General features: G+C 33.1%; 23 protein-coding genes. 18 read left to right on the forward strand and 5 right to left on the reverse strand.

Translation table 11 applies throughout. The annotated features are described in order from the left end of the window. The first annotated feature begins 93 nt into the window (after positions 1-93). Complete coding sequence (locus tag ACTHPI_RS06730; protein ID WP_445353399.1) at positions 94-1,377, forward strand: SLAP domain-containing protein; 1,284 nt, start codon at positions 94-96, stop codon at positions 1,375-1,377. Positions 1,378-1,427: 50 nt separating this feature from the next. Here ACTHPI_RS06730 and ACTHPI_RS06735 read toward each other — a convergent pair whose 3' ends face one another. Next, positions 1,428-1,682 carry a type II toxin-antitoxin system HicB family antitoxin gene (locus ACTHPI_RS06735; protein ID WP_445353400.1) on the reverse strand — a complete coding sequence of 85 codons (255 nt, stop codon included), beginning with the start codon at positions 1,680-1,682 and terminating at the stop codon, positions 1,428-1,430. 360 nt (positions 1,683-2,042) lie between these two features. On the opposite strand from ACTHPI_RS06735, the gene msrA reads away from it, so the two are divergent. Then, positions 2,043-2,612 (forward strand): peptide-methionine (S)-S-oxide reductase MsrA, encoded by a 570-nt coding sequence (gene msrA / locus ACTHPI_RS06740; RefSeq protein ID WP_445353401.1) that lies wholly within the window; start codon positions 2,043-2,045, stop codon positions 2,610-2,612. Between the two features lie 80 nt (positions 2,613-2,692). After that, complete coding sequence (locus ACTHPI_RS06745) at positions 2,693-3,571, forward strand: YitT family protein (RefSeq protein ID WP_445353402.1); 879 nt, start codon at positions 2,693-2,695, stop codon at positions 3,569-3,571. Positions 3,572-3,622: 51 nt separating this feature from the next. Here the strand turns inward: ACTHPI_RS06745 and ACTHPI_RS06750 are convergent, their stop codons facing one another. Further along, positions 3,623-4,279, reverse strand: coding sequence for a M23 family metallopeptidase (locus tag ACTHPI_RS06750; RefSeq protein WP_445353403.1), 657 nt, complete (start codon positions 4,277-4,279; stop codon positions 3,623-3,625). 144 nt (positions 4,280-4,423) lie between these two features. Next, complete coding sequence (locus tag ACTHPI_RS06755) at positions 4,424-5,263, reverse strand: pyruvate, water dikinase regulatory protein (protein WP_445353404.1); 840 nt, start codon at positions 5,261-5,263, stop codon at positions 4,424-4,426. Positions 5,264-5,460: 197 nt separating this feature from the next. Between ACTHPI_RS06755 and rpsU the strand changes: the two genes are divergently transcribed. The 10 genes from rpsU to rpoD all read left to right on the forward strand — a co-directional run bounded on the left by rpsU (position 5,461) and on the right by rpoD (position 15,582). Next, the gene (rpsU, locus tag ACTHPI_RS06760) at positions 5,461-5,637 is read left to right on the forward strand and encodes a 30S ribosomal protein S21 (RefSeq protein ID WP_002880182.1); all 177 of its coding nucleotides are present in this window, start codon (positions 5,461-5,463) and stop codon (positions 5,635-5,637) included. Between the two features lie 149 nt (positions 5,638-5,786). Further along, a complete protein-coding gene (locus ACTHPI_RS06765) occupies positions 5,787-6,230 on the forward strand; it encodes a GatB/YqeY domain-containing protein (RefSeq protein WP_445353405.1) in 444 nt (147 codons plus the stop codon). A gap of 24 nt (positions 6,231-6,254) precedes the next feature. Continuing rightward, positions 6,255-7,211 carry a PhoH family protein gene (locus tag ACTHPI_RS06770; RefSeq protein ID WP_445353406.1) on the forward strand — a complete coding sequence of 319 codons (957 nt, stop codon included), beginning with the start codon at positions 6,255-6,257 and terminating at the stop codon, positions 7,209-7,211. A 1-nt stretch (position 7,212) separates the two neighbouring features. Beyond that, positions 7,213-7,737, forward strand: coding sequence for an rRNA maturation RNase YbeY (gene ybeY, locus ACTHPI_RS06775; RefSeq protein WP_445353407.1), 525 nt, complete (start codon positions 7,213-7,215; stop codon positions 7,735-7,737). Next, complete coding sequence (era, locus tag ACTHPI_RS06780) at positions 7,737-8,645, forward strand: GTPase Era (protein WP_445353408.1); 909 nt, start codon at positions 7,737-7,739, stop codon at positions 8,643-8,645. Before ybeY ends, era begins: the two co-directional genes overlap by 1 nt. Continuing rightward, on the forward strand, positions 8,645-9,397 hold the full coding sequence (gene recO / locus ACTHPI_RS06785) for a DNA repair protein RecO (protein ID WP_445353409.1): 753 nt from the start codon (positions 8,645-8,647) through the stop codon (positions 9,395-9,397). The genes era and recO overlap by 1 nt, the downstream gene beginning before the upstream one ends. Before the next feature lie 253 nt (positions 9,398-9,650). Beyond that, complete coding sequence (glyQ, locus tag ACTHPI_RS06790) at positions 9,651-10,565, forward strand: glycine--tRNA ligase subunit alpha (RefSeq protein ID WP_445353410.1); 915 nt, start codon at positions 9,651-9,653, stop codon at positions 10,563-10,565. Next, positions 10,558-12,624: a glycine--tRNA ligase subunit beta gene (gene glyS, locus ACTHPI_RS06795; protein WP_445353411.1), complete on the forward strand. Its 2,067-nt coding sequence runs from the start codon at positions 10,558-10,560 to the stop codon at positions 12,622-12,624. The genes glyQ and glyS overlap by 8 nt, the downstream gene beginning before the upstream one ends. Before the next feature lie 18 nt (positions 12,625-12,642). Further along, positions 12,643-14,451: a DNA primase gene (gene dnaG, locus ACTHPI_RS06800; RefSeq protein WP_445353412.1), complete on the forward strand. Its 1,809-nt coding sequence runs from the start codon at positions 12,643-12,645 to the stop codon at positions 14,449-14,451. A 15-nt stretch (positions 14,452-14,466) separates the two neighbouring features. Next, positions 14,467-15,582, forward strand: a complete 1,116-nt coding sequence (rpoD, locus tag ACTHPI_RS06805) for an RNA polymerase sigma factor RpoD (protein ID WP_445353413.1) — start codon at positions 14,467-14,469, stop codon at positions 15,580-15,582. A 48-nt stretch (positions 15,583-15,630) separates the two neighbouring features. On the opposite strand, the gene ACTHPI_RS06810 is transcribed toward rpoD, so the two are convergent. Together ACTHPI_RS06810 and ACTHPI_RS06815 are read right to left on the reverse strand one after the other, a co-directional pair. Next, positions 15,631-16,275, reverse strand: coding sequence for a M23 family metallopeptidase (locus ACTHPI_RS06810; RefSeq protein WP_445353414.1), 645 nt, complete (start codon positions 16,273-16,275; stop codon positions 15,631-15,633). Next, complete coding sequence (locus ACTHPI_RS06815; RefSeq protein ID WP_445353415.1) at positions 16,275-16,715, reverse strand: 8-oxo-dGTP diphosphatase; 441 nt, start codon at positions 16,713-16,715, stop codon at positions 16,275-16,277. The genes ACTHPI_RS06810 and ACTHPI_RS06815 overlap by 1 nt, the downstream gene beginning before the upstream one ends. A gap of 142 nt (positions 16,716-16,857) precedes the next feature. On the opposite strand from ACTHPI_RS06815, the gene ACTHPI_RS06820 reads away from it, so the two are divergent. From ACTHPI_RS06820 to ACTHPI_RS06840, 5 genes are all read left to right on the forward strand, one after another. Beyond that, positions 16,858-17,541, forward strand: coding sequence for a tRNA (adenine(22)-N(1))-methyltransferase (locus tag ACTHPI_RS06820; protein WP_445353416.1), 684 nt, complete (start codon positions 16,858-16,860; stop codon positions 17,539-17,541). Then, positions 17,534-18,331 carry a Nif3-like dinuclear metal center hexameric protein gene (locus tag ACTHPI_RS06825; protein ID WP_445353417.1) on the forward strand — a complete coding sequence of 266 codons (798 nt, stop codon included), beginning with the start codon at positions 17,534-17,536 and terminating at the stop codon, positions 18,329-18,331. The genes ACTHPI_RS06820 and ACTHPI_RS06825 overlap by 8 nt, the downstream gene beginning before the upstream one ends. Positions 18,332-18,346: 15 nt before the next feature. After that, entirely contained in the window at positions 18,347-19,588 is a 1,242-nt protein-coding gene (gene pepT / locus ACTHPI_RS06830; RefSeq protein ID WP_445353418.1) for a peptidase T, read from the forward strand. A 305-nt stretch (positions 19,589-19,893) separates the two neighbouring features. After that, a complete protein-coding gene (locus tag ACTHPI_RS06835; RefSeq protein WP_445353419.1) occupies positions 19,894-20,262 on the forward strand; it encodes a GntR family transcriptional regulator in 369 nt (122 codons plus the stop codon). Then, complete coding sequence (locus tag ACTHPI_RS06840) at positions 20,255-20,959, forward strand: ABC transporter ATP-binding protein (protein WP_445353420.1); 705 nt, start codon at positions 20,255-20,257, stop codon at positions 20,957-20,959. The genes ACTHPI_RS06835 and ACTHPI_RS06840 overlap by 8 nt, the downstream gene beginning before the upstream one ends.

Below are 20,959 nucleotides of genomic sequence, written 5' to 3' on the forward strand. Positions count from 1 at the left end.
AAGTTATTCTGAAACATAATTTTAAAATTTGTAATATTCAAAACGTGGTATAGTAGATTGTGTAATAAGAAGATAACAATGCGGAGGAATTACATGCAAAATAGAAATAAGAAGTTAATCGGTGCACTGGCCTGTGCGAGTGCGTTGGCAACAGCTACTGTTTTTACAGTTAAGCCTAATGCACCACAATCTGTGTCAGTTAAGGCAGCGCGTACTTCTGTTGCAGCCCGTTCATATGGTGTAGATGTAGCCAGTTATCAAAGTACAAACTTATCAAGTGTAGCCCAAGCTGGTTCACAGTTCGCTATTGTAAAGGTGAGTGAAGGTACAGGCTACCGCAATCCTAAAGCAAGTCAACAAATTTCAAGTGCAATTGCAACTAATATGATGCCAATGGCATATCACTTTGCTACTTTTGGTGCTAATAGTGCTGCAGCTGCTGCAGAAGGTAATTATGCTGTAGCTAGTGCAAAAGCACTAGGACTTCCAAGTGGTTCATATATTGCTTGTGACTGGGAAACTGGTCAAGGAAACAATGTTAACGGTGGAAAAAATGCAAGTGCTACTGCAATCTTAGCATTTATGGATAAAGTTAAAGCAGCTGGTTACCAGCCACTTCTTTATTCTGGCGCATATTTAATGAATAATAACATCAATGCAAGTATGGTAACTGCAAAATATCCAAATTCTCTTTGGGTTGCAAGTTATGCATCTGCTGGTCGAATTGATACTGCTAACTTTAACTATTTCCCATCAATGGATGGTGTAGCTATTTGGCAATTTACTGATAATTGGCGTGGATTGAGTGTAGATGGTAATATTAGTTTGCTTCCATTATCATATGCAAGCGCAAATGCCACAACTGATACTACTCCTGCAAATGATTCAAACAATAATAATTCAAATTCATCTGATAATGATCAAAAACCATCTAGTCAAGCACCAACTCCTAACGAAGCTATTGTTGAACAAGCCAAAGAAGATGCCAATAAGACAACTTCATCAAGTTCAGAAGTTAAGACTACTAAGACTGTAATGCATAAAGCTTATGTTTACGATAAGAATGGTAATCATGGTAGTGAAGCAATTGGTGCTTACAACCAAATTACAGTTTTAGGCGGTGTAGTTGTAATTAATGGTCGTGAATACTACAAGATAGGTGAAAATCGTTATGTTGTATTAAACAATATTGACGGTAAAAAACGTGTCTTGAAGCATAATGCATATGTTTACAATAATAAGGGACGTCGAGTTTATGTAGGAACTCTTCGACGTGGAGCTACACTTTCAACTTATGGTGGTTCAATGAGAATCAACGGTAAGAAGTATTACAGAATCAATAAAAATCGTTACGTTAAGGTAGCTAACTTTAACTAAAATTATAAAAGCACTTTTCTCAAAAGGAAGAGTGCTTTTTTTGGTGTAAATTATAATTCGACTTGAATAGAAACTAAAAAATCAGAAGATGGAATATTAATTTTTTCAATATTATGAGTTGGAGAAGGAACTTTTTCGTGAAAATCCTTTTGTGTTAACAAATAACCAGTTAGTGAATCATGTGCACTTTGTAATGCTTCTTCAAAAGTGTTGCCATATGTAGCTGCATAAGGTTCTAAATCTGGGAAATAAACTTCGTATTGATTATTACTATTTTTATGAAATTGAGCTAGATATTTTACCATGTAATACCTCCAGTTGAATAAAAATTGTAAGATTTATAATATACTATTATAACTATAGTATAAATGAAAGGAGCTAAAACTTTAGTATTATGTTGAATAAATCATTAAATATAATAATTATAATTGTAGCTATTGTATTTCTTATTGCTTTAATTAGACTCATTTTTTTAAAGTTGAAATTAAAGCAACTAAAAATGAATTAGTATTGAAAGCAGTTGATAGCCTTTTTCATTGTAAAATCAAATTTTTTTGATTTTTAAAATTGTAGTGTTAAGATTTGGTTTAAGTAAAAATACATCTAAAACAAAAATGGATGGAAAATGGATGGAAACTTCATAGAACAAAGGAGATTATCAGAGAATGACAGAGAATAATGCAACTAACGTAAACCTTGATGCAGAGCAAAAATCTAAATATGACACGGCTATTTTTGCTGGGGGATGCTTTTGGTGTATGGTTGAACCTTTTGATAGTTTGCCAGGAATTAAGAAAGTGATTTCTGGCTACACTGGTGGTCATGTTTCTAATCCTACATATCAAGAAGTGTGTACAGGAACCACAGGTCACACTGAAGCTGTAAAAATTATATACGATCCAAGTATAATGCCATATAAAAAATTATTAGATTATTATTGGCAAGTAACTGATCCTACAGATGCAATGGGTCAATTCCAAGATCGTGGTGATCAATATCGCCCAGTTATTTATTATAATTCTGAAAAACAAAAAGAAGCTGCCGAAGAATCAAAGAAGGCATTACAAAATAGTGGTAAGTTTGATAAACCAATTGTTACTAAAATAGAACCGGCTGAACCTTTTTATCCTGCCGAAGAATATCATCAAGACTTTTATAAAAAAGATCCATTAAGATATGCCATTGAGGAGGCTGGAGGTCGGTCAGCTTTTATTAAAAAACATTGGCAAAAGTAATTAATTTATATTGGTTCACTCTTCAAGTTTTGTTAAACTGAGTATGTAAGAATAGTTTTGGAGAAGGACTAAAAATAAACATGGATAATATAGATAAGTTCAACAGAAGGTATAATTTCCTTTCGAAATTATCAGCAGCGTTCTTTTATTCAGTGGCTGTAGCAGTTGCCTTGAATTTCTTCTGGACGCCAGGTCATATGTATTCATCTGGAATTACAGGTTTTGCTCAGTTGATAAATTCAATGAGTGAACGTTTTATGCCATTTACTTTATCAACATCTTTAATGTATTTTGCGCTGAATGTTCCGCTATTTATTTTGGGCTGGTTTAAAATCGGTCGAAAATTCACATTTTTTACAATTGTGGCGGTTGTTTTAGGGTCAGTAATGATGAAAGTCATTACCCCTTTAACCGTTAATTGGGATCCGCTTCTTTGTGCAATTTTCGGGGGAACTATCAATGGAATTGGTACAGGATTCGCCCTAAAAAATGGTATTTCTACAGGTGGATTGGATATTATTGGTATCGTAATTAGACAAAAAACTGGCATGAATTATGGTAAGTTTAATATTATTGTTAACTTAGTTATTATTGCTGCAGCAGGTTTTGTTTTTGGTTGGACAAGAGCTTTATACTCTGCGCTTACTATTTTTATAAATGGTCGCGTTATTGATGCGGTGTATACCCAGCATAAAAAGATGCAAGTCATGATTATTACAGAGCATCCTCATAATATTATTAAAGGTATTCAAGAAAAAATGCATCGTGGAATTACAATTCTTCATGATGCAGAAGGAGCTTATGGTCATACTGAAAAAACTGTATTGATTACAATTATTGATAGATATGATATGTATGATATTCGCCAAATTGTTACTAAGGCTGACCCATATGCATTCATGAGTGTATGTGAAGTTGAAAAGGTTTATGGTAGGTTCAAAGAGCAAGAAATTGTTTGAGTTGTATAGAAAAAAGAGCTATTATAAATAGCTCTTTTTTAATATATAAAATTATTTTTTAACATGTTTTTCAATCATACTTACTGGATTTAACCAAGTACCAACATTTCGATACCAGTTGTTGCATGGAAATCCTTGAGCATTGATGTATTTCTTAGTGGTCTTAGTTAAACCTAGATGAAGGTGAGTACCAGTCAATTTACCAATTTTTTGACCAGTTTTAACTTTTTGGCCAGATTTAACCTTAATGTCTTTTCTAGAATTAAATCCTTCTTGATAAATTTCTACATATCCATCATCGCTGATAACCCATACATACCAGCCAAGACCTGCACCATAGCGAACTTCTTTAACTGTACCTGGGTGAATAGCCTTAACTGAAGCTTTTTTACCAACTTCAGAAACACCAAAATCCCAGCCATCATGAAAATAACTTAATGGATTGAGTGAGCGAGCATAATCTGTCATACCAAAAGTTTGTGAGTTGTACATAGGACGAATACCCTTTTTCTTTTGAATTGCAAATGGATAACCCCATGTATTTTTGACTTTTTTAGATTCTGTTGTATTATCTTTTTCATTATTGGTACTGCTGATAACATCTTGAGTAGTAATATTATCTGCAGCGTGAACTGTTTTAGTAAAACCAATAAAATTTCCAGCTAAAATTGCAATAGCACTAATTGTAATTAATTTATGTTTCTTCATTTAATTATTTTACCAACACGGTAAAAATCTTCACTCCTTTTTATCAACGTGAACATTATAGCGCGTCAGTATTACATAGCCATTACAATTATGTTAACTAAGACATTAATAATATTAAAAAAACAAGGCATCTGCCTTGTTTTTTTAGTCTTCAATACCTAAATGAGCCATAATGAGAGCAGCAGTTTCTTCAATTGAGCGATGCGCTACATTTATAACATAGCAGCCTAGTTTATCATATAGCTTCTTAGCTGATGCAAGCTCCTCATTAATAGAATCCATATTAGAATAAGTGGTGTCTGGATTTAATCCGTAAGCAATCATTCTTTGACGTCTAATTTCATTAAGAACAGATGGATCATTAGTTAAACCGATAATTTTTTTAGGGTCAATTTCATAAATTTCTTTTGGAATATGAGTTTGTGGAACTAACGGCAAGTTAGCAACTTTTAAGTTTTTATTTGCAAGAAATAGAGAAAGTGGAGTCTTAGAAGTTCTAGAAACTCCGAGAAGTACAACATCAGCTTCCAAAAATCCTTTAGGATCTTTACCATCGTCGTACATCACTGCAAATTCCATCGCAGAAATACGGTCAAAGTATTTTTGATTCATTTTATGTTGAGCACCGATTTTTTCAACAGGCTTCATGTGAGTAGTCAATTGAAGAGCTTCAACTGCAGGTGAAAGAATATCAACACTTTGAACATTGTGTTCACGTGAGAACTTGAGAACCGGCATTTGCAAGTCATCACTTACTAAACTATAAATAATAACTAAATTAGGATATTTTTCAATTTCTTCAAAAACACCTTCTAGTTTTTCTTTATTGATAATAAATGGGTAGCGACGGTAGTTGATTTGTGCTTCTGGGAATTGTGCTGCAGCCGCAGTAGCACAATTAAAAGCAGTATCTCCAGCCGAATCTGAAATAATAATAATATTTACTTCCATTTTTTCTTTATCATTTGTTACGTTTTCTGGCATAATTGCACCTCTTTCTAAGTAAAATTATACCTAAAATAGTTGATTTTTGAAATCGCTTTATTTATTTTTTGCAACTTATTTAATATTTACAAAAAAATCTAAAAAAGTTGCAAGTTTCTATTGACCAGAAAAGATGGTTTGCTATAATTTAATTATACATATGGCGTAACGCCAAGAAATGGAAGGAGGGATCACACATGGCTAAGACAATCGTTCACGAAAACGAGTCTATTGATGATGCTCTTCGTCGTTTCAAGCGTTCCGTTTCTAGAAGTGGTACCTTACAAGAATACCGCAAACGTGAATTCTACGAAAAGCCAAGCGTTCGTAGAAAGCTTAAATCAGAAGCTGCGCGCAAACGTAGACATTATTAATTCTGAGAAGAAGACCTTACCTTTTAGGTATGGGTCTTCTTTTTGGTTTATAATAAAATATTTTCATTAAATAGTGATATTTATTTTCTTGTATGGTTAAGTTTTGTTATAATTTATCTAGGTTTTATTAAAAGGAAGAAGGATTAACATTGAGTTTATCTGACGAAATCATGGCTGATATGAAAAAGGCCATGAAAGACCACGATAAGATTAAGTTAAACACGGTACGAATGATTAAGTCAGCTCTTATGAATGAGAAGATTAAGCTTGGACATGATTTGAGCGCTGATGAAGAATTGACAGTTTTAAGCCGTGAAAAGAAGCAAAGAGAAGAATCTATTGAAGAATTCATCAATGTTTCAAGAAATGACTTAGCAGAAGAAACCAAAAAAGAACTAGCTGTAGTTGAAAATTACATGCCAAAACAAATGTCTAAAGACGAACTTTCTGAAATAGTTAAAAAGACTATTGAAGAAGTTGATGCTAAGGGCAAATCAGACTTTGGTAAAGTAATGAAAGCTTTAATGCCAAAAGTAAAAGGACGTGCTGATGGTAAAGAAGCTTCAGCTATAGTTCGAGATAACTTGAATTAAGCATTTTAGAAGGAGCGGGTTTATTTGGCTCAAACAACTTTTATTCCTAAAAACCCAGAAGATATTCAAAAATTAGTTGGAATTAATGATGGCAATTTAAAATTATTATCAGATGGTTATGATATTTCTGTAACCGATACTGGCAATGAAGTTGTCTTAGACGGAGAAGATAGCGGTGTAAAAAAAGCTTTAGCTGTTCTTAAAGCGCTAGATGATGTTGTGAATACCGGCGTTAACGTTGGTGCGCCCGATGTTGTTAGTGCAATGAAGATGGCAGATAAAGGTACTACTGAGTACTTTGGTGATTTATATAAGAAGATTTTAATCAGGGATGCTAAAGGTAAACCTATTAGAGTTAAAAATATGGGTCAAAAGCGCTATGTTGAAGCTATTCAAAAACATGATGTCGTCTTTGGAATAGGACCTGCTGGAACTGGTAAGACCTTTTTGGCTGTAGCATGTGCGATTGCTGCCTTCAAAAAGGGTGAAGTATCTCGTATAGTGCTTACTCGTCCAGCTGTTGAAGCAGGGGAATCACTTGGATTTTTGCCAGGAGATTTAAAGGAAAAAGTTGATCCTTATTTGAGACCAATTTATGATTCGCTAAATGCTATTTTAGGTGTCAATACAACTGAACGCTTGATGGAACGTGGAACAATTGAAGTTGCTCCGCTTGCATATATGCGTGGTAGAACTCTGGATGATGCTTTTGTTATTTTAGATGAAGCACAAAACACAACAGATGCACAGATGAAGATGTTTTTGACTAGACTTGGATTTAATTCTAAGATGATTGTTAATGGAGATATGACGCAAGTTGACTTGCCTGGTCGCCAGCGTAGTGGGTTAAGTGATGCGGAACATATTTTAAAGAACATTGATCAAATTAAATTCATTAATTTCTCTGCAAATGATGTAGTTCGTCATCCAGTAGTTGCCAAAATTATTAATGCTTATGAAAAAGAGGACGTTAAACATTAATATGGAACCAATTGAAATTACCTATAATGATGAAGTCGGATTTTTAAATGATAAAAATCGCGACTGGGAAAAATGGATTATGGATTTACTTTTGCTTGCTAAAAAAGAAATTGGTAAGCAAAATAGTTTAGAAATGAGTATTAATTTTGTTGATGAAAATCGAAGTCATGAAATCAATTTGAAATATCGTGATAAAGATCGACCAACAGATGTGATTTCCTTTGCTATTGAAGATGGTGAAGAGAGTCTTAATATGGCTGAATTTTTGAACGATCCAGATTTTCAAGAAGATATTGGTGATCTTTTTATGTGTCCTAGTGTCATTAAGCGCCATAGTAAAGAATATGAAACAGGTTTTGATCGTGAGTTTGGTTATACGATTGTTCATGGCTTTTTGCATTTAAATGGCTATGATCATATTGAACCTAATGAAGCAAAAGAAATGTTTGGTATTCAAGGTAAAGTTTTAGAAGATTATGGATTACCTTTATATCCTGATCAATTAGATGAAGGGCGAGGCAAATAATGAATAAAGATAAAAAATTTAAATCTGGTTTTGTTGCCTTGGTTGGTCGACCAAATGTCGGAAAATCAACGTTGATGAACTACTTAGTTGGTCAAAAAGTCGCAATTACGTCTAATAAACCACAAACTACACGAAATCGTATATCGGGAATCTATACTTCTGATGATATGCAAGTAGTATTTGTTGATACTCCAGGAATTTTTAAACCACATTCAAAATTAGATGACTACATGGACAAGGCTAGTTTATCTAGTTTAAATGATGTCGATCTTGTTTTATTTATGGTAGAGCCTGAAGAAATTGGCAAAGGTGATCAATATATTGCGGAATTACTCAAAGAAGTTAAAGTTCCAGTATTTCTCGTAATTAATAAAGTTGATCAAGTTCATCCTGATAAATTACTACCAATTATTGATTCATACCGTAAATTAGCTAATTTTGCAGAAATTTTACCAATTTCTGCTACTCAAGGGATCGGAATTAGTGATTTATTAGAGTCAATTTATAAGTATTTACCAGAAGGACCACAATATTATGGCTCAGATCAAATAACAGATCGTCCAGAATACTTTGTTGTAGCAGAATTGATTCGTGAACAAGTTTTGCACTTGACAGGGCAAGAAGTTCCACATGCTACTGCTGTAGTAGTTGAGCATATGAATCAACGAGTTAATGGAAAATTACAGATTGAAGCCACTATTTATGTTGAACGTGATGGTCAAAAGGGTATCATTATCGGTAAAGGTGGTAAGATGCTTAAGCAAATTGGAATTAATTCACGTAAACAAATCGAAGATTTGTTAGGAGAAAAAGTTAACTTGCGTTTGTGGGTTAAAGTCCAACGTAATTGGCGTTCAGATCCAAACTTTTTAAGAAGAATAGGTTATGACAAGAAGGAACTTTCTTAATGGCTAAAGAACTTAAAGAAGTTCAAGGCATAATCTTTAAAAGACAAAAGTATAAAGAAGCAGATTTACTTGTGAAAATCATGACAAAAAATCATGGTATTATTACTATGATTGTGAAAGGTGCATTAAGACCTAGGTCACGTTTAGGAGCTTGTACTCTAAATTTTTCTTATGGCAAATATATCATCTACACAAACGGTCATGGTTTAAGTAATTTGCGAACCTATAAAGAAGTAAAGCAACTTGATGGAATTTATAATGATTTAATCAGGAACGCTTATGCTTCTTTTATTTTGGACTTAATTGACCATGCTTTTGTAGAATATCAACCATTAGGAAAGTTTTTTGATTTGGTTGATATTGCCTTGAAAAAAATAGATAAAAATGCTGATCCTGAAATGATTACTCAAATAGTTCAAATGCAATTACTAGAAGCTTTTGGTGTAATGCCAACTTTAAGAGAATGTGTGATATGTGGAAAAACTCATGGAAAATTTGATTACTCAATTCAATTAGGTGGAGTAATTTGTAGTGATCATTTTAAGTCAGTTAAACATCGCTTACATTTAGATATAAAATCTACTGCAGTTTTGAGAACAATTGGGTTAATTCCAATTGAAAAATTAGGTACAATAAATTTAAGTGATGAAACAAAACATAATACACGCCAAGCAATTGATCGAATTTATCGTGAAACAATTGACTTAAATTTGAAAACAAAAAAATTTTTAGATGAGATAAAACTCTTTTAGTTAATTTATAGTTTTACTTGACAAAATGTGGTAAAATAAGAAGCGAATTTTGACGATGATAAGGATTTAGAAAAGTACTAGTTAAGCGAATGCTGTATGGTGAGAGGGCATCTAGGAAAAGGCACCTTTAGTCAAGTTAATTAAGGGCAGGCAAATAATTGCCTGAATTAGGGTGGAACCGCGATTAATTCGTCCCTATGCAAAATTTTGCATAGGCTTTTTTTATGGCCTAGCGCAGGAGGGAAATGGAAAAATGGCAGATAAGAAAATTAATATTCAAAATATGATCTTTAAGCTGGAACAATTCTGGTCCTCAAAAGGTTGTATGATTATGCCTTCATACGATGTTGAAAAGGGTGCTGGTACAATGAGCCCTTATACATTTTTACGAGCAATTGGTCCTGAACCATGGGCAGCTTGCTATGTAGAACCTTCAAGAAGACCTGCTGATGGTCGTTATGGTGAAAACCCTAACCGTTTATTCCAACACCACCAGTTCCAAGTCGTTATTAAGCCAGCTCCAAAGGATATTCAACAATACTATTTAGATTCTTTGAAGGTACTTGGAATTGATCCACTTGAACATGATATTAGATTCGTAGAAGATAACTGGGCTAACCCATCTATGGGTTGTGCCGGTGTTGGTTGGGAAGTTTGGCTTGATGGTATGGAAGTCAGCCAATTTACTTACTTCCAAGTAGTTGGTGAACTTGATGTTAAGCCAACTATGAGTGAAATCACTTATGGTGTTGAAAGACTTGCTTCATACATTCAAGATGTAAATAATGTTTTTGATCTTGAATGGGGAGACGGCGTTTTATACCGTGATATTTTTAAGCAACCTGAATATGAACATTCAAAATATGCTTTTGAAGAATCTAACCAAGACCAACTTCTTGAATTCTTTGATATTTATGAAAAGACAGCTAAGCGTCTTTTAGCACAAAACTTAGTTCACCCAGCATATGATTACATTTTGAAATGTTCTCATACTTTCAACTTGCTTGATGCACGTGGTGCGGTATCAGTTACTGAACGTGCAGGATATCTTTCAAGAATTAGAAATTTAGCACATGAAGTTGCGGTTAAGTTTGTTGAAGAACGTGAAAAACGTGGATTCCCACTTCTTAAGAATGCAGAAGATAAGAAGGGTGTTAAAAATGGCTAAAGATTATTTATTTGAAATTGGTACTGAAGAAATGCCAGCACATGTGGTTACTCGTAGTGTTAACCAACTTGCTGACAGAACTCGTAAGTTCTTAAAAGAAAATGGTTTAAGCTTTAAAGATATTAAAACTTTTTCAACTCCTCGTCGTTTGACTATTTTGGTTGAAGATTTGGCTGAAAAGCAAGAAGATATCGATGAGATCAAAAAAGGTCCTGCCAAAAAGATTGCTCAAGATAGTGAAGGCAATTGGACTAAAGCTGCTCAAGGTTTTGCTCGTGGTCAAGGTATGAGCGTTGAAGATATTTACTTTGAAGAACTCAAGGGCACAGAATATGCATACGTTCATGTTCAAAAAGAAGGTAAAAAGGCTAGTGACATTTTGCTTGGTATGAGTGATATCATTAAGGCTATGACTTTTCCAACTAAAATGCGCTGGGATTCAAATGACTTTGAGTTCGTTCGTCCAATTCACTGGTTAGTATCATTATTTGGTAGTGATGTCATCCCGGTTAAAATTTTAGATATTACTGCTGGTCGTAAAACAGAAGGTCATCGATTCTTAGGTGACTCTGTAGTTTTGGCTAATGCTGATGATTATGAAGATGCTTTGAAAGATCAATTTGTAATTGTTGACGCTAAAGAACGCAAGGATATGATTGTTCGTCAAATTGATGAATTAGTATCTAAGAATAATTGGCAAGTAAAAGAAGATAAAAACTTACTTGAAGAAGTTACTAACTTAGTTGAATATCCAACTGTTTTTAGTGGTAGCTTTGATGAAAAGTACCTACAAATTCCAGATGAAGTTTTAATTACTTCAATGAAAGATAATCAACGTTACTTTGAAGTTTATGATCAAGATGGTAAACTTATTAATCACTTTATTGCTGTTAGAAATGGTAATAAGGATTACATTGATAATGTTATTTCTGGTAATGAAAAAGTACTTGTTGCTCGTTTAGATGATGCACAATTCTTCTACGATGAAGACCGTAAGTACCCACTTAGTCATTTTGTAGATAAGATGAAGAACGTTTCATTCCACGATAAAATTGGATCAATGGCTGAAAAAATGCAACGAGTTAGAATTATTGGTAACTATTTAGTTAAAAAATGGAATTTAGATGAAAATGTTGTCAATGATTTTGATCGTGCTGCCGAATTATATAAGTTCGACTTAGTTACTCAAATGGTAGGAGAATTTGCTGAACTTCAAGGTGTGATGGGGATGCATTATGCACGTCTTGCTGGTGAAGACGAAGAAGTTTCAGTAGCTATCAAGGAACACTACATGCCAGCGACTGCTGAAGGTCCACTTCCAGAAACTACTGTTGGTGCGTTGTTATCAGTAGCAGATAAACTTGACACTATTATTACTTTCTTTGGTGCTGGTATGATTCCTTCATCATCAAATGATCCATATGCACTTCGCCGTTATGCTTATGGTATTGTAAGAATTCTTTTGAACCAAAAATGGTCATTACCATTTAATGAAGTTTTACCTGAAATTGTAAGTTTAGTTGATGGTAAAACACCAGCCAAACTTCCAAAAGAAGGCGAAGAAGATCAAGAAATTGCACTCTTTATTCGTGATCGTATTAAACAATATTTGCAAAAGAATAATTTCAAATATGATGTTATTGATGCTGTTTTAGCTTCTAGTCAACAAGATCCAAGTCAAATCTTAGCAGCAGCTAATGTATTGGGACTTCATCATGATGATGCAGAATTTAAACCAGTTGTTGAAAGTTTGACTAGAATTGATAATATCTTGAAGAAGGCTAAATTTAATGGCCAAGTCAAGATTAATGAAGAATTATTTGAAGATAATAGTGAAAAAGAATTATATGTTGGTGTTCAAAACTTGCAAGAGATGTCAGATTTGGCAGATCTTTACCAAGGTTTTGTACAATTGCAACCAGTAATTGATAATTACTTTGAAACTAATATGATTATGGCTAAAGATGAAAAAGTTAAGAATAATCGTTTAGCACAATTGGCACAAGTTAGTGTTCTTGCGGATCGATTAGGTGATCTTAGCCAATTAGTTATTAAATAATAGAAAATAGGTGATATAATGGCTGGTTTTATTCCAGAAGATTTTATTTCGGAAGTACGTAGCAGTGTGAATATTGTGGACGTTATCAGCCAGTATGTTTCACTTGAAAAGAAAGGCAAAGACTATTTAGGTCTTTGCCCTTTTCATCAGGAAAAAACACCATCTTTTACCGTTAATGAAGAGAATCAATTTTTTAAATGCTTTGGATGTGGAAAAGGTGGAAATGTTTTTAAATTTTTGATGTATAAAGATGATTTATCTTTTCCTGAAAGTGTTGAAGCTGTTGCAAAATTTGCGCACATTCCAATGCCTACTGGCTATGGAAACAGTGATTCAGTTAAAAAGTTAAATCCTTTGATGAGAATGCATCAAGATGCTGCAGAATTTTATCATCGGGTTTTAATGATGATGAATGCTGGTAAACCTGGAATGGAATATGCTCGTAAACGTGAACTATCTGATGAAATTTTAAATCATTTTAATGTGGGATATGCTCCTAATCAAGAAAATTTATTATTAACATTTTTATCTGGTAAAGGCTATTCAAATGATGATTTAGCAAAAAGTGGACTTTTTGTTCAAAGCGAAGATGGAAAATTGTTTGACCGGTTTAGAGATCGGCTTATGTTTCCTTTAGGCGATGAAAGTGGACGAGTAATTGCTTTTTCAGGCAGGCGTATATCGAATAATAAGGATGAAGCAAAATATATGAATAGTCCTGAAACAGAAATTTTTACTAAATCAAAAGTTCTGTTTCATTTTTCAGAAGCTAAAAAAAGTGTCCGTGAAGAAAAACATTTAGTTTTATATGAAGGTTATATGGATGTTATTGCAGCATATAAAGCTGGAATTAAAAGCGGAATTGCTTCTATGGGTACTAGTTTGACTGATCAGCAAATTTATATGTTGCGTAGAATTACTAATAATATCATCATCAATTATGATGGCGACGATCCGGGAATTCATGCAGAAGAGCGAGCAGCGAATTTATTCGAAAAAACTGCTAATTTTAATTTAGGGATAGTAGTTTTACCGGAAAAATTAGATCCTGATGAATACATTAAGAAATATGGTTCAGAAAAATATCATCAAGAAATTGCTGGAGCATTAAGCTCAACAGAGTTCTTTTTGAAGCGTTTAGCTGTAAAGTATAATTTAAATAATGAACGAGAAAAAGTCACATATTTAGATGAAGCTATTAAAGAAATAGCTAAAAGAATGAATCCTGTTGAACAAGATATTTATATTAACCGATTAGCCCAAGAGCAAAATGTTTCTGCACGAGCTCTTAAGGCAAACTTAGTTAGAGAAAATAGACGACTTAGAACAGCTAATAGACATAAGAACACTAATTACGCTAATACTGTTTTAAGAGAAGATAGATCGGTTCCAGAAATAGTAAATAAATCAGTTGAAAAAGTTGATAAAGTTCAACAGAGATTGATATATTTATTTATTCATTCTCAGTCAGCACGAGAATATTTAATAAATAAAAAATTTCTTTTTCCAAGTGATAATTATGCACAAGTTGCGGAATTATGGCTTCAGTTTGTAGAAACTCATGAAAATTATACGATAAGTGAGTTTTTAGATTTTATTCCTGAGCAATTACAGAGTATAATAGTAAGTGCTGAAATGACAGATATGCCTAAGGAAACTTCTGATGAAGAACTTGAAGAACAGCTGAATGCATTAAGAAAGCGCAAAATCAATTCGAAGCTGGATAAGCTACAAAAGGACTTAGAGGATGCAAAGCGCAAATCTGATGATGATGAGATTCTTCAATTAATGGGTCAAATTTTGACTTTGAAAAGGGACTTAGGCTAGAAGGAGGCTTTTTTAGTGGTAGAAAAGGGAACTGAAACACAAAAGCTATCTTTAGATAAGATGGTTAAAGAAGTCGTTAAAGATGTGAAGAAAAGCAAGACGATTACTGAAAAGGATTTTATTGACCGTTTAATCAAGCCTTATAATTTGCAAGGTAAGGCAGTGGATCAATTAGTCCAAGAATTTGAAGACAATGGAATTAGCATTGTTGATGAAAATGGTGATCCTTCACAACTAGCTTTGAAAAAGCAAAAAGATGTTGAAAAAGCTGAGTTAAAGGATATGTCTGCTCCTTCAAGTGTACGAATGAATGATCCGGTTCGTATGTATTTGAAGGAAATTGGACGTGTTCCATTGTTAAATGCAGATCAAGAAATTGCACTCGCAAAAAGAATAGAATCTGGTGATGAAGAAGCTAAGCAAGAATTAGCAGAAGCTAACCTTCGTTTAGTTGTTTCTATCGCAAAACGTTATGTAGGACGTGGAATGAGTTTCCTTGATCTTATTCAAGAAGGTAATATGGGTCTTATGAAGGCTGTAGATAAATTTGATTATCGTCTTGGATTTAAGTTTTCAACTTACGCTACTTGGTGGATTAGACAGGCTATTACTCGTGCGATTGCTGATCAGGCTCGTACTATTAGAATTCCTGTTCATATGGTTGAAACTATCAACAAGTTAATCCGTATTCAAAGACAACTATTACAGGACTTAGGTCGTGAACCTACTCCAGAAGAAATTGGTGCAGAAATGGATATGGCAACTAATAAAGTTCGCGATATTTTAAAGATTGCACAAGAACCAGTGTCTCTTGAAACACCAATTGGTGAAGAAGACGATTCACACTTGGGTGACTTTATTGAAGATAAGGATGCTACAAGTCCTGAACAACATGCTTCTTATGAAATGCTTAAGGAACAACTTGAAGAAGTTCTTGATACTTTAACTGATCGTGAAGAGAATGTTTTACGTCTTCGTTTTGGACTTGATGATGGTCGTACACGTACTTTGGAAGAAGTTGGACGTGTATTTGGCGTTACTCGTGAACGTATTCGTCAAATTGAAGCTAAAGCTCTTCGCAAGCTTCGTCATCCAAGTCGTTCTAACCAATTACGTGACTTTTTAGATTAATAATTATATAAAAAGGTATTTGAGTTTATTACTCAAATACCTTTTTTATTATTTTTTGCTTTCAGAAATATCATCTTTAATAATTTTCATAGGATTAAGCCAAGTACCGTTGTTTTTCCACCAGTTTCCACAAGGATCACCGTGTTTATCTATGTAATGTTTATCGGTTTTAGTGACACCTAAATGAATATGTGAACCGGTTAGTTTACCAATCTTTTGACCTAATTTAATATGTTGACCTTTTTTTACGTAAATATCTGTAATACTTAAGAATCCTTCTTGATAAATTTCAACATAACCATCTTGACTTATAACCCAAACATAAAGTCCCATTCCAGGACGATATTTGATTTTATGTACAATTCCTGCATGAACTGCTAAAACAGGAGAATGACCAACTTCCGAAAAGCCAAAATCATATCCATCATGAAAGTAGCTTTGTTTATCTGGGCGTCTTAAAACATCAGTCTCACCAAATTTTTGGCCGCTCTTAAATTTAATGTTTTTATGGTAAAGTACTTCAAAAGGATATCCCCAAGTTGCTTTATGAACAGACTTTTTAGTAGTTTTGTTAACTTTATGAGTGGATTGATGTTTTGTAAAGAGAAGATTTTTCTTAGACAAGGGCACACAGGCAAATAATATAATTGCAATGAAAGCGATAATAAAAAATATTTTTCCTTGCTTTTTCATTAGAAAACTTCATCTCGCTTTCCATCTAGAATATGCTCACTTAAGTTATCATCAAAGTAAATCGGCAAATCATGATCAAAATTATATGCAAGCTTGTGATTTTGTAATTCTTCTTTTGTCATCCAATAAAGCTCTCCTTCATCAGAAGCTTTGACTTTTCCAGTAAAGTTAGTTGCTATGTAAAAAAATACTATATAACGATTATCATCCTTATCGAAGAATTGTTTAACTCCGATTAAACGTGGATCTGTAATTGTTAAGCCTGTTTCCTCTTTAACTTCACGGATAACAGAATCATGAAAAGCTTCATGATTTTCAACATGCCCCCCGGGAAAAGTTAATCCAGGCCATGTTTTATCGTTTCTGTTTAAAACTAATATTTTATTTTTATTTTTAATCATGCACATATTCGTTAGTGTAACTGACTCTGTTCTATTCATTTTTACCCCATCTTTCTTGTGTCGATTATAACAAACTTCTTTTAACTAGTTACAAAAAATGTAAATAAAATTTTAAATTCTGGTTATTCTTAATCAAATTAAGGTACACTTATAATGAGAAATATATAAAGGTGAGGAAATTATGAATTTACGTTTAAATACTTTAGCAAAAATGGTTGATGAAAATACTCGTTTAGCGGATATTGGAACTGACCACGCTTATTTGCCAATTGAGTTAGTAAAAGAAGGAAAAATAAATTTTGCCATTGCTAGTGATATTGCGGCAGGTCCATTACAAAACGCCAAAGATGATATTCAAGAAGCAGGTCTTCAAGATAAAATTGAAACTAGATTAGGTGCTGGTCTTGAAACAATCAAGCATGAAGATAAAATTGATACAGTAGTAATAGCTGGAATGGGAGGTAAATTAATGTCTCAAATTCTAGAAGATGCAGATCAAAATGGTTTTAAATTTAAGAATTTAGTTTTAGAACCTAATATTGGTGAAGCTGGAGTTCGAATATGGCTAATGAATCACAACTATAAAATTTTAGATGAAGATTTGATTGCAGAAGCTGGGCATACTTATGAGCTGATTAAAGCAGAATTAGTTAAAGAGAAAGCTTCTTTAACGGAAGAAGAAATCTTTTTTGGACCTTTTATTTTAAAAGAGAAAAATCCAGTATTTTATCAAAAGTGGCAAGGGCAATTAAACTATTATAAAAAATTGCTGGTCAATTTGAATAAAGCTCGCCAAAAAGATAATGAAAGAATTGAACAAGTAAAAAGAAATATTGAATTAATTGAAGGAGAATTAAATGACTAAAGTTAAAGATATTGTTAACAAATTAAGAGAAAAATTTCCAGAAGATATTGCAAGTAAAGGTGATCCAGTAGGGATGCAAATTGGAGATATAAATGCTCCTGTTACTAGAGTAATGACAACACTGGATGTCAGACCAGAAGTTGTAGATGAAGCAGTTGAAAAAGGTGTTGATTTAATAGTTAGCCATCATCCAGTGATGTTTAGACCTGCAAAGAATCTTGATTTCAGCGATCCTCAATATGCGATGTACGGTAAGATTATTAAAAATGGAATTACTGTTTATTCAATTCATACTAATTCTGATAAAGCCCAAGATGGATCAAGTGATTGGCAAGCTCAAGAGCTTGAATTAACAGATGTTGAGCCATTTGCTTTAGATGATGATGGAATAGCAATTGGACGCAAGGGTCATCTTCCTAAACCAATGTCAGCTTATGACTTTGCATATTATGTTAAAGAAAAAATGAATATTAAAATGGCAAGATTAATTACTGCAGATAATGAAAAACAAATTTCTACTGTTGGGTTTATTTGCGGGGATGGAGGAAAATATTGGCATAGAGCCGTAGAAGAAAAACTGGATGCTTTTATTACGGGGGACATTTATTATCATGTCGGTCATGACATTGTTTCTTCAGGGTTAACTGTTGTAGATCCAGGCCATTATACTGAGAAACTTTTTAAGTATAAAGTTTATGAATTACTTGAAAAGTGGAATAATGAAGAAGAATGGAATGTTGGAGTTGAGCTTTCTGAAGTTTCAACGAATCCATTTCAAGATTTATTCTAGTTAAAGGAGAAAATTATGGAATATCCAAATTTACTACCACGTTTTTTAAAATATGTAAAAGTAAATTCACGTTCTGATGAACATTCAACTCGTTTTCCATCAACAGAACGTGAAGAAAAGTTTCAAAAAGAAGTTATCATGAAAGACTTAGAAGAATTAGGCTTGAGTGATATTCATTATAATCAAGATGCAGGAAGTGTAATTGCAGAAATTCCATCAAATGTTGAATGGGATGTACCTGTAATGGGATTTTTGGCTCACTCAGATACTGCAGATTTTAACTCTGAAAATGTTAAGCCACAAATTCATGAAAATTATGATGGAGAAAGCAAAATTCAACTAGGTGATTCTGAATTTTATTTAGATCCAGAAGTTTTTCCTAATTTAAGAAAATATAAGGGTCAAACTATTATTACTGCTTCTGGTGATACCTTACTTGGTGGAGATGACAAGTGTGGGGTATCAGAACTCATAACTTTTGCAGAGTATTTAATGGCTCACCCAGAAATTAAGCATGGAAAAATTCGTCTAGCTTTTACTCCAGATGAAGAAATTGGAACTGGTGCAGAACACTTTGATGTAGATGATTTTGGAGCAGACTTTGCTTTTACTGTTGATGGTGAAGCGCCTGGAAAACTTGATTGGGGAACTTTTTCAGCTGCACAATTTAGTCTTGATATTCAAGGTGTAAATGTTCACCCAGCAGTAGCTAAAGGCCAGATGATTAATGCTATTCAAGTAGGAATTGACTTCCATGATCAATTACCTGACCATGACCGTCCTGAAGAGACTGAAGGCCGAGAAGGATTTTTCCATTTAATGAACTTTGATGGAACTGTTGATAGTGCTCATTTGGATTATATTATTCGTGATTTTGAACGAGATGGACTTGAAAAACGTAAAAACTTAGTTAAGTCAATTGTAGAAAAAATGAATAAAAACTTTGGTACTGAAAGAATTAAATTAAAAATGTGGGACCAATACTACAATATGGCAGATGAGTTGAAAAAACACATGGATATTGTTGATTTAGCTAGGGATGCATACAAAGCAGAAGGGCTAGAAGTTAACGAAGACCCTGTGCGTGGTGGGACAGATGGATCACAGCTAACTTATATGGGACTTCCTTGTCCTAACATCTTTGCTGGAGAAGAAAATATGCATGGACGTTATGAATATACAGTTCTTGAATCAATGTATAAAGCTGTCGATGTAATGATTAAAATGGCACAACTTAATGCAGAACGTAATAAATAGTGAAACAAAATCATGTAAAAATTCTATTTATAGTTAGATATCCACAGCTTTTTAATTGCTTATTATTCAAGCAATGTAAGCGATTATCAAAAATTATGCAAAAGTTATACACTAATAGTGTTAATTGCAAAAAACAGGTTGTAATTCCTTTTATATCAAGGAAATATAACCTGTTTTTTATTTTGCCTGTAAAAAATAAACATTGTGAAACAAAATCAGTTGATAAAATAACTTGATTAATAAGCAAAAAAATAATATTATTATACTGTAATAGATAAATAATACAGTGAACAGAAGGTGATTAAGTGGAGTTTAAAGATAATATTCCAATTTATCTACAAATTGAGCAGTATCTTTATAGGCAAATAGCAATGGGTGAACTAAAAGCTGGAGAAAAAATCCCATCAGTTAGAAAACTTGCCCTACAATTAACTGTAAACATCAATACAGTTCAAAGAGCTCTTCAACAAATGAATGATAGAGGGATTCTTTATACAAAACGTGGAGAAGGAAATTTTGTAACTGAAGATACAGAATTGCTTAAAGCTACAAAAAAGTCATTAATAAATAATCAACTTGATGAATTTATTCAAAATATGGCAAAACTAGGGATAAGTGGTGATGATTTAGTAAAAGTTTTGCAAGAGTATTTAGAGGAGGAACATAATGGCTAACTTATTGACTATTAAAGATTTGACTTATAAGAAAAATCAGCGAGTAATTTTGCATGATGTTAACTTAAATTTATCATCAGGTAAAATTGTAGCGCTTCTTGGAGAAAATGGAGCTGGTAAAACCACGTTAATGCGAATTATAGCTGGTGTTGCTAAAAATTATAGAGGTAGCATCCAATTAGACGGAAGTATAAAAGAAGCTGAGAGAAAGGCAAAATTATCCTTTACAGATGGATTAACTGGCTTTAGTGATTCAACGAAAATTTCAGAAGTTGTTAAATTCTATCAAAATATTTTTAATGATTTTGATGTAAATGAATTTGAACAATTGCGGGAATTTATGAAGTTGAGCTTAGATATGAAACTTAGCCAACTATCTCGAGGAATGCGTGAAAAGTTAATTATTGCTCTAACTTTTGCTCGTAAGGCAGATTTATATTTATTAGATGAGCCTTTTGGTGGAATTGATGCAATGGCACGTAAAAAGATTATTAACTCTATTATTTTATGGAAAGATCCTAAAGCTACTATTTTGATTTCTGATCACTTTGTTAATGAAATTGCAACTCTGCTTGATGAAGTAGTCATTGTAAAGAACAAGACGATATTAGAACATAAATCAGCTGATGAAATTCGTTCAGAAAATAAGAGTATTGAAGAGTATTATGAAGGTTTATATGAAGAGGATGATGATTAA

The sequence above is a fragment of the Lactobacillus sp. PSON genome, from assembly GCF_052615405.1.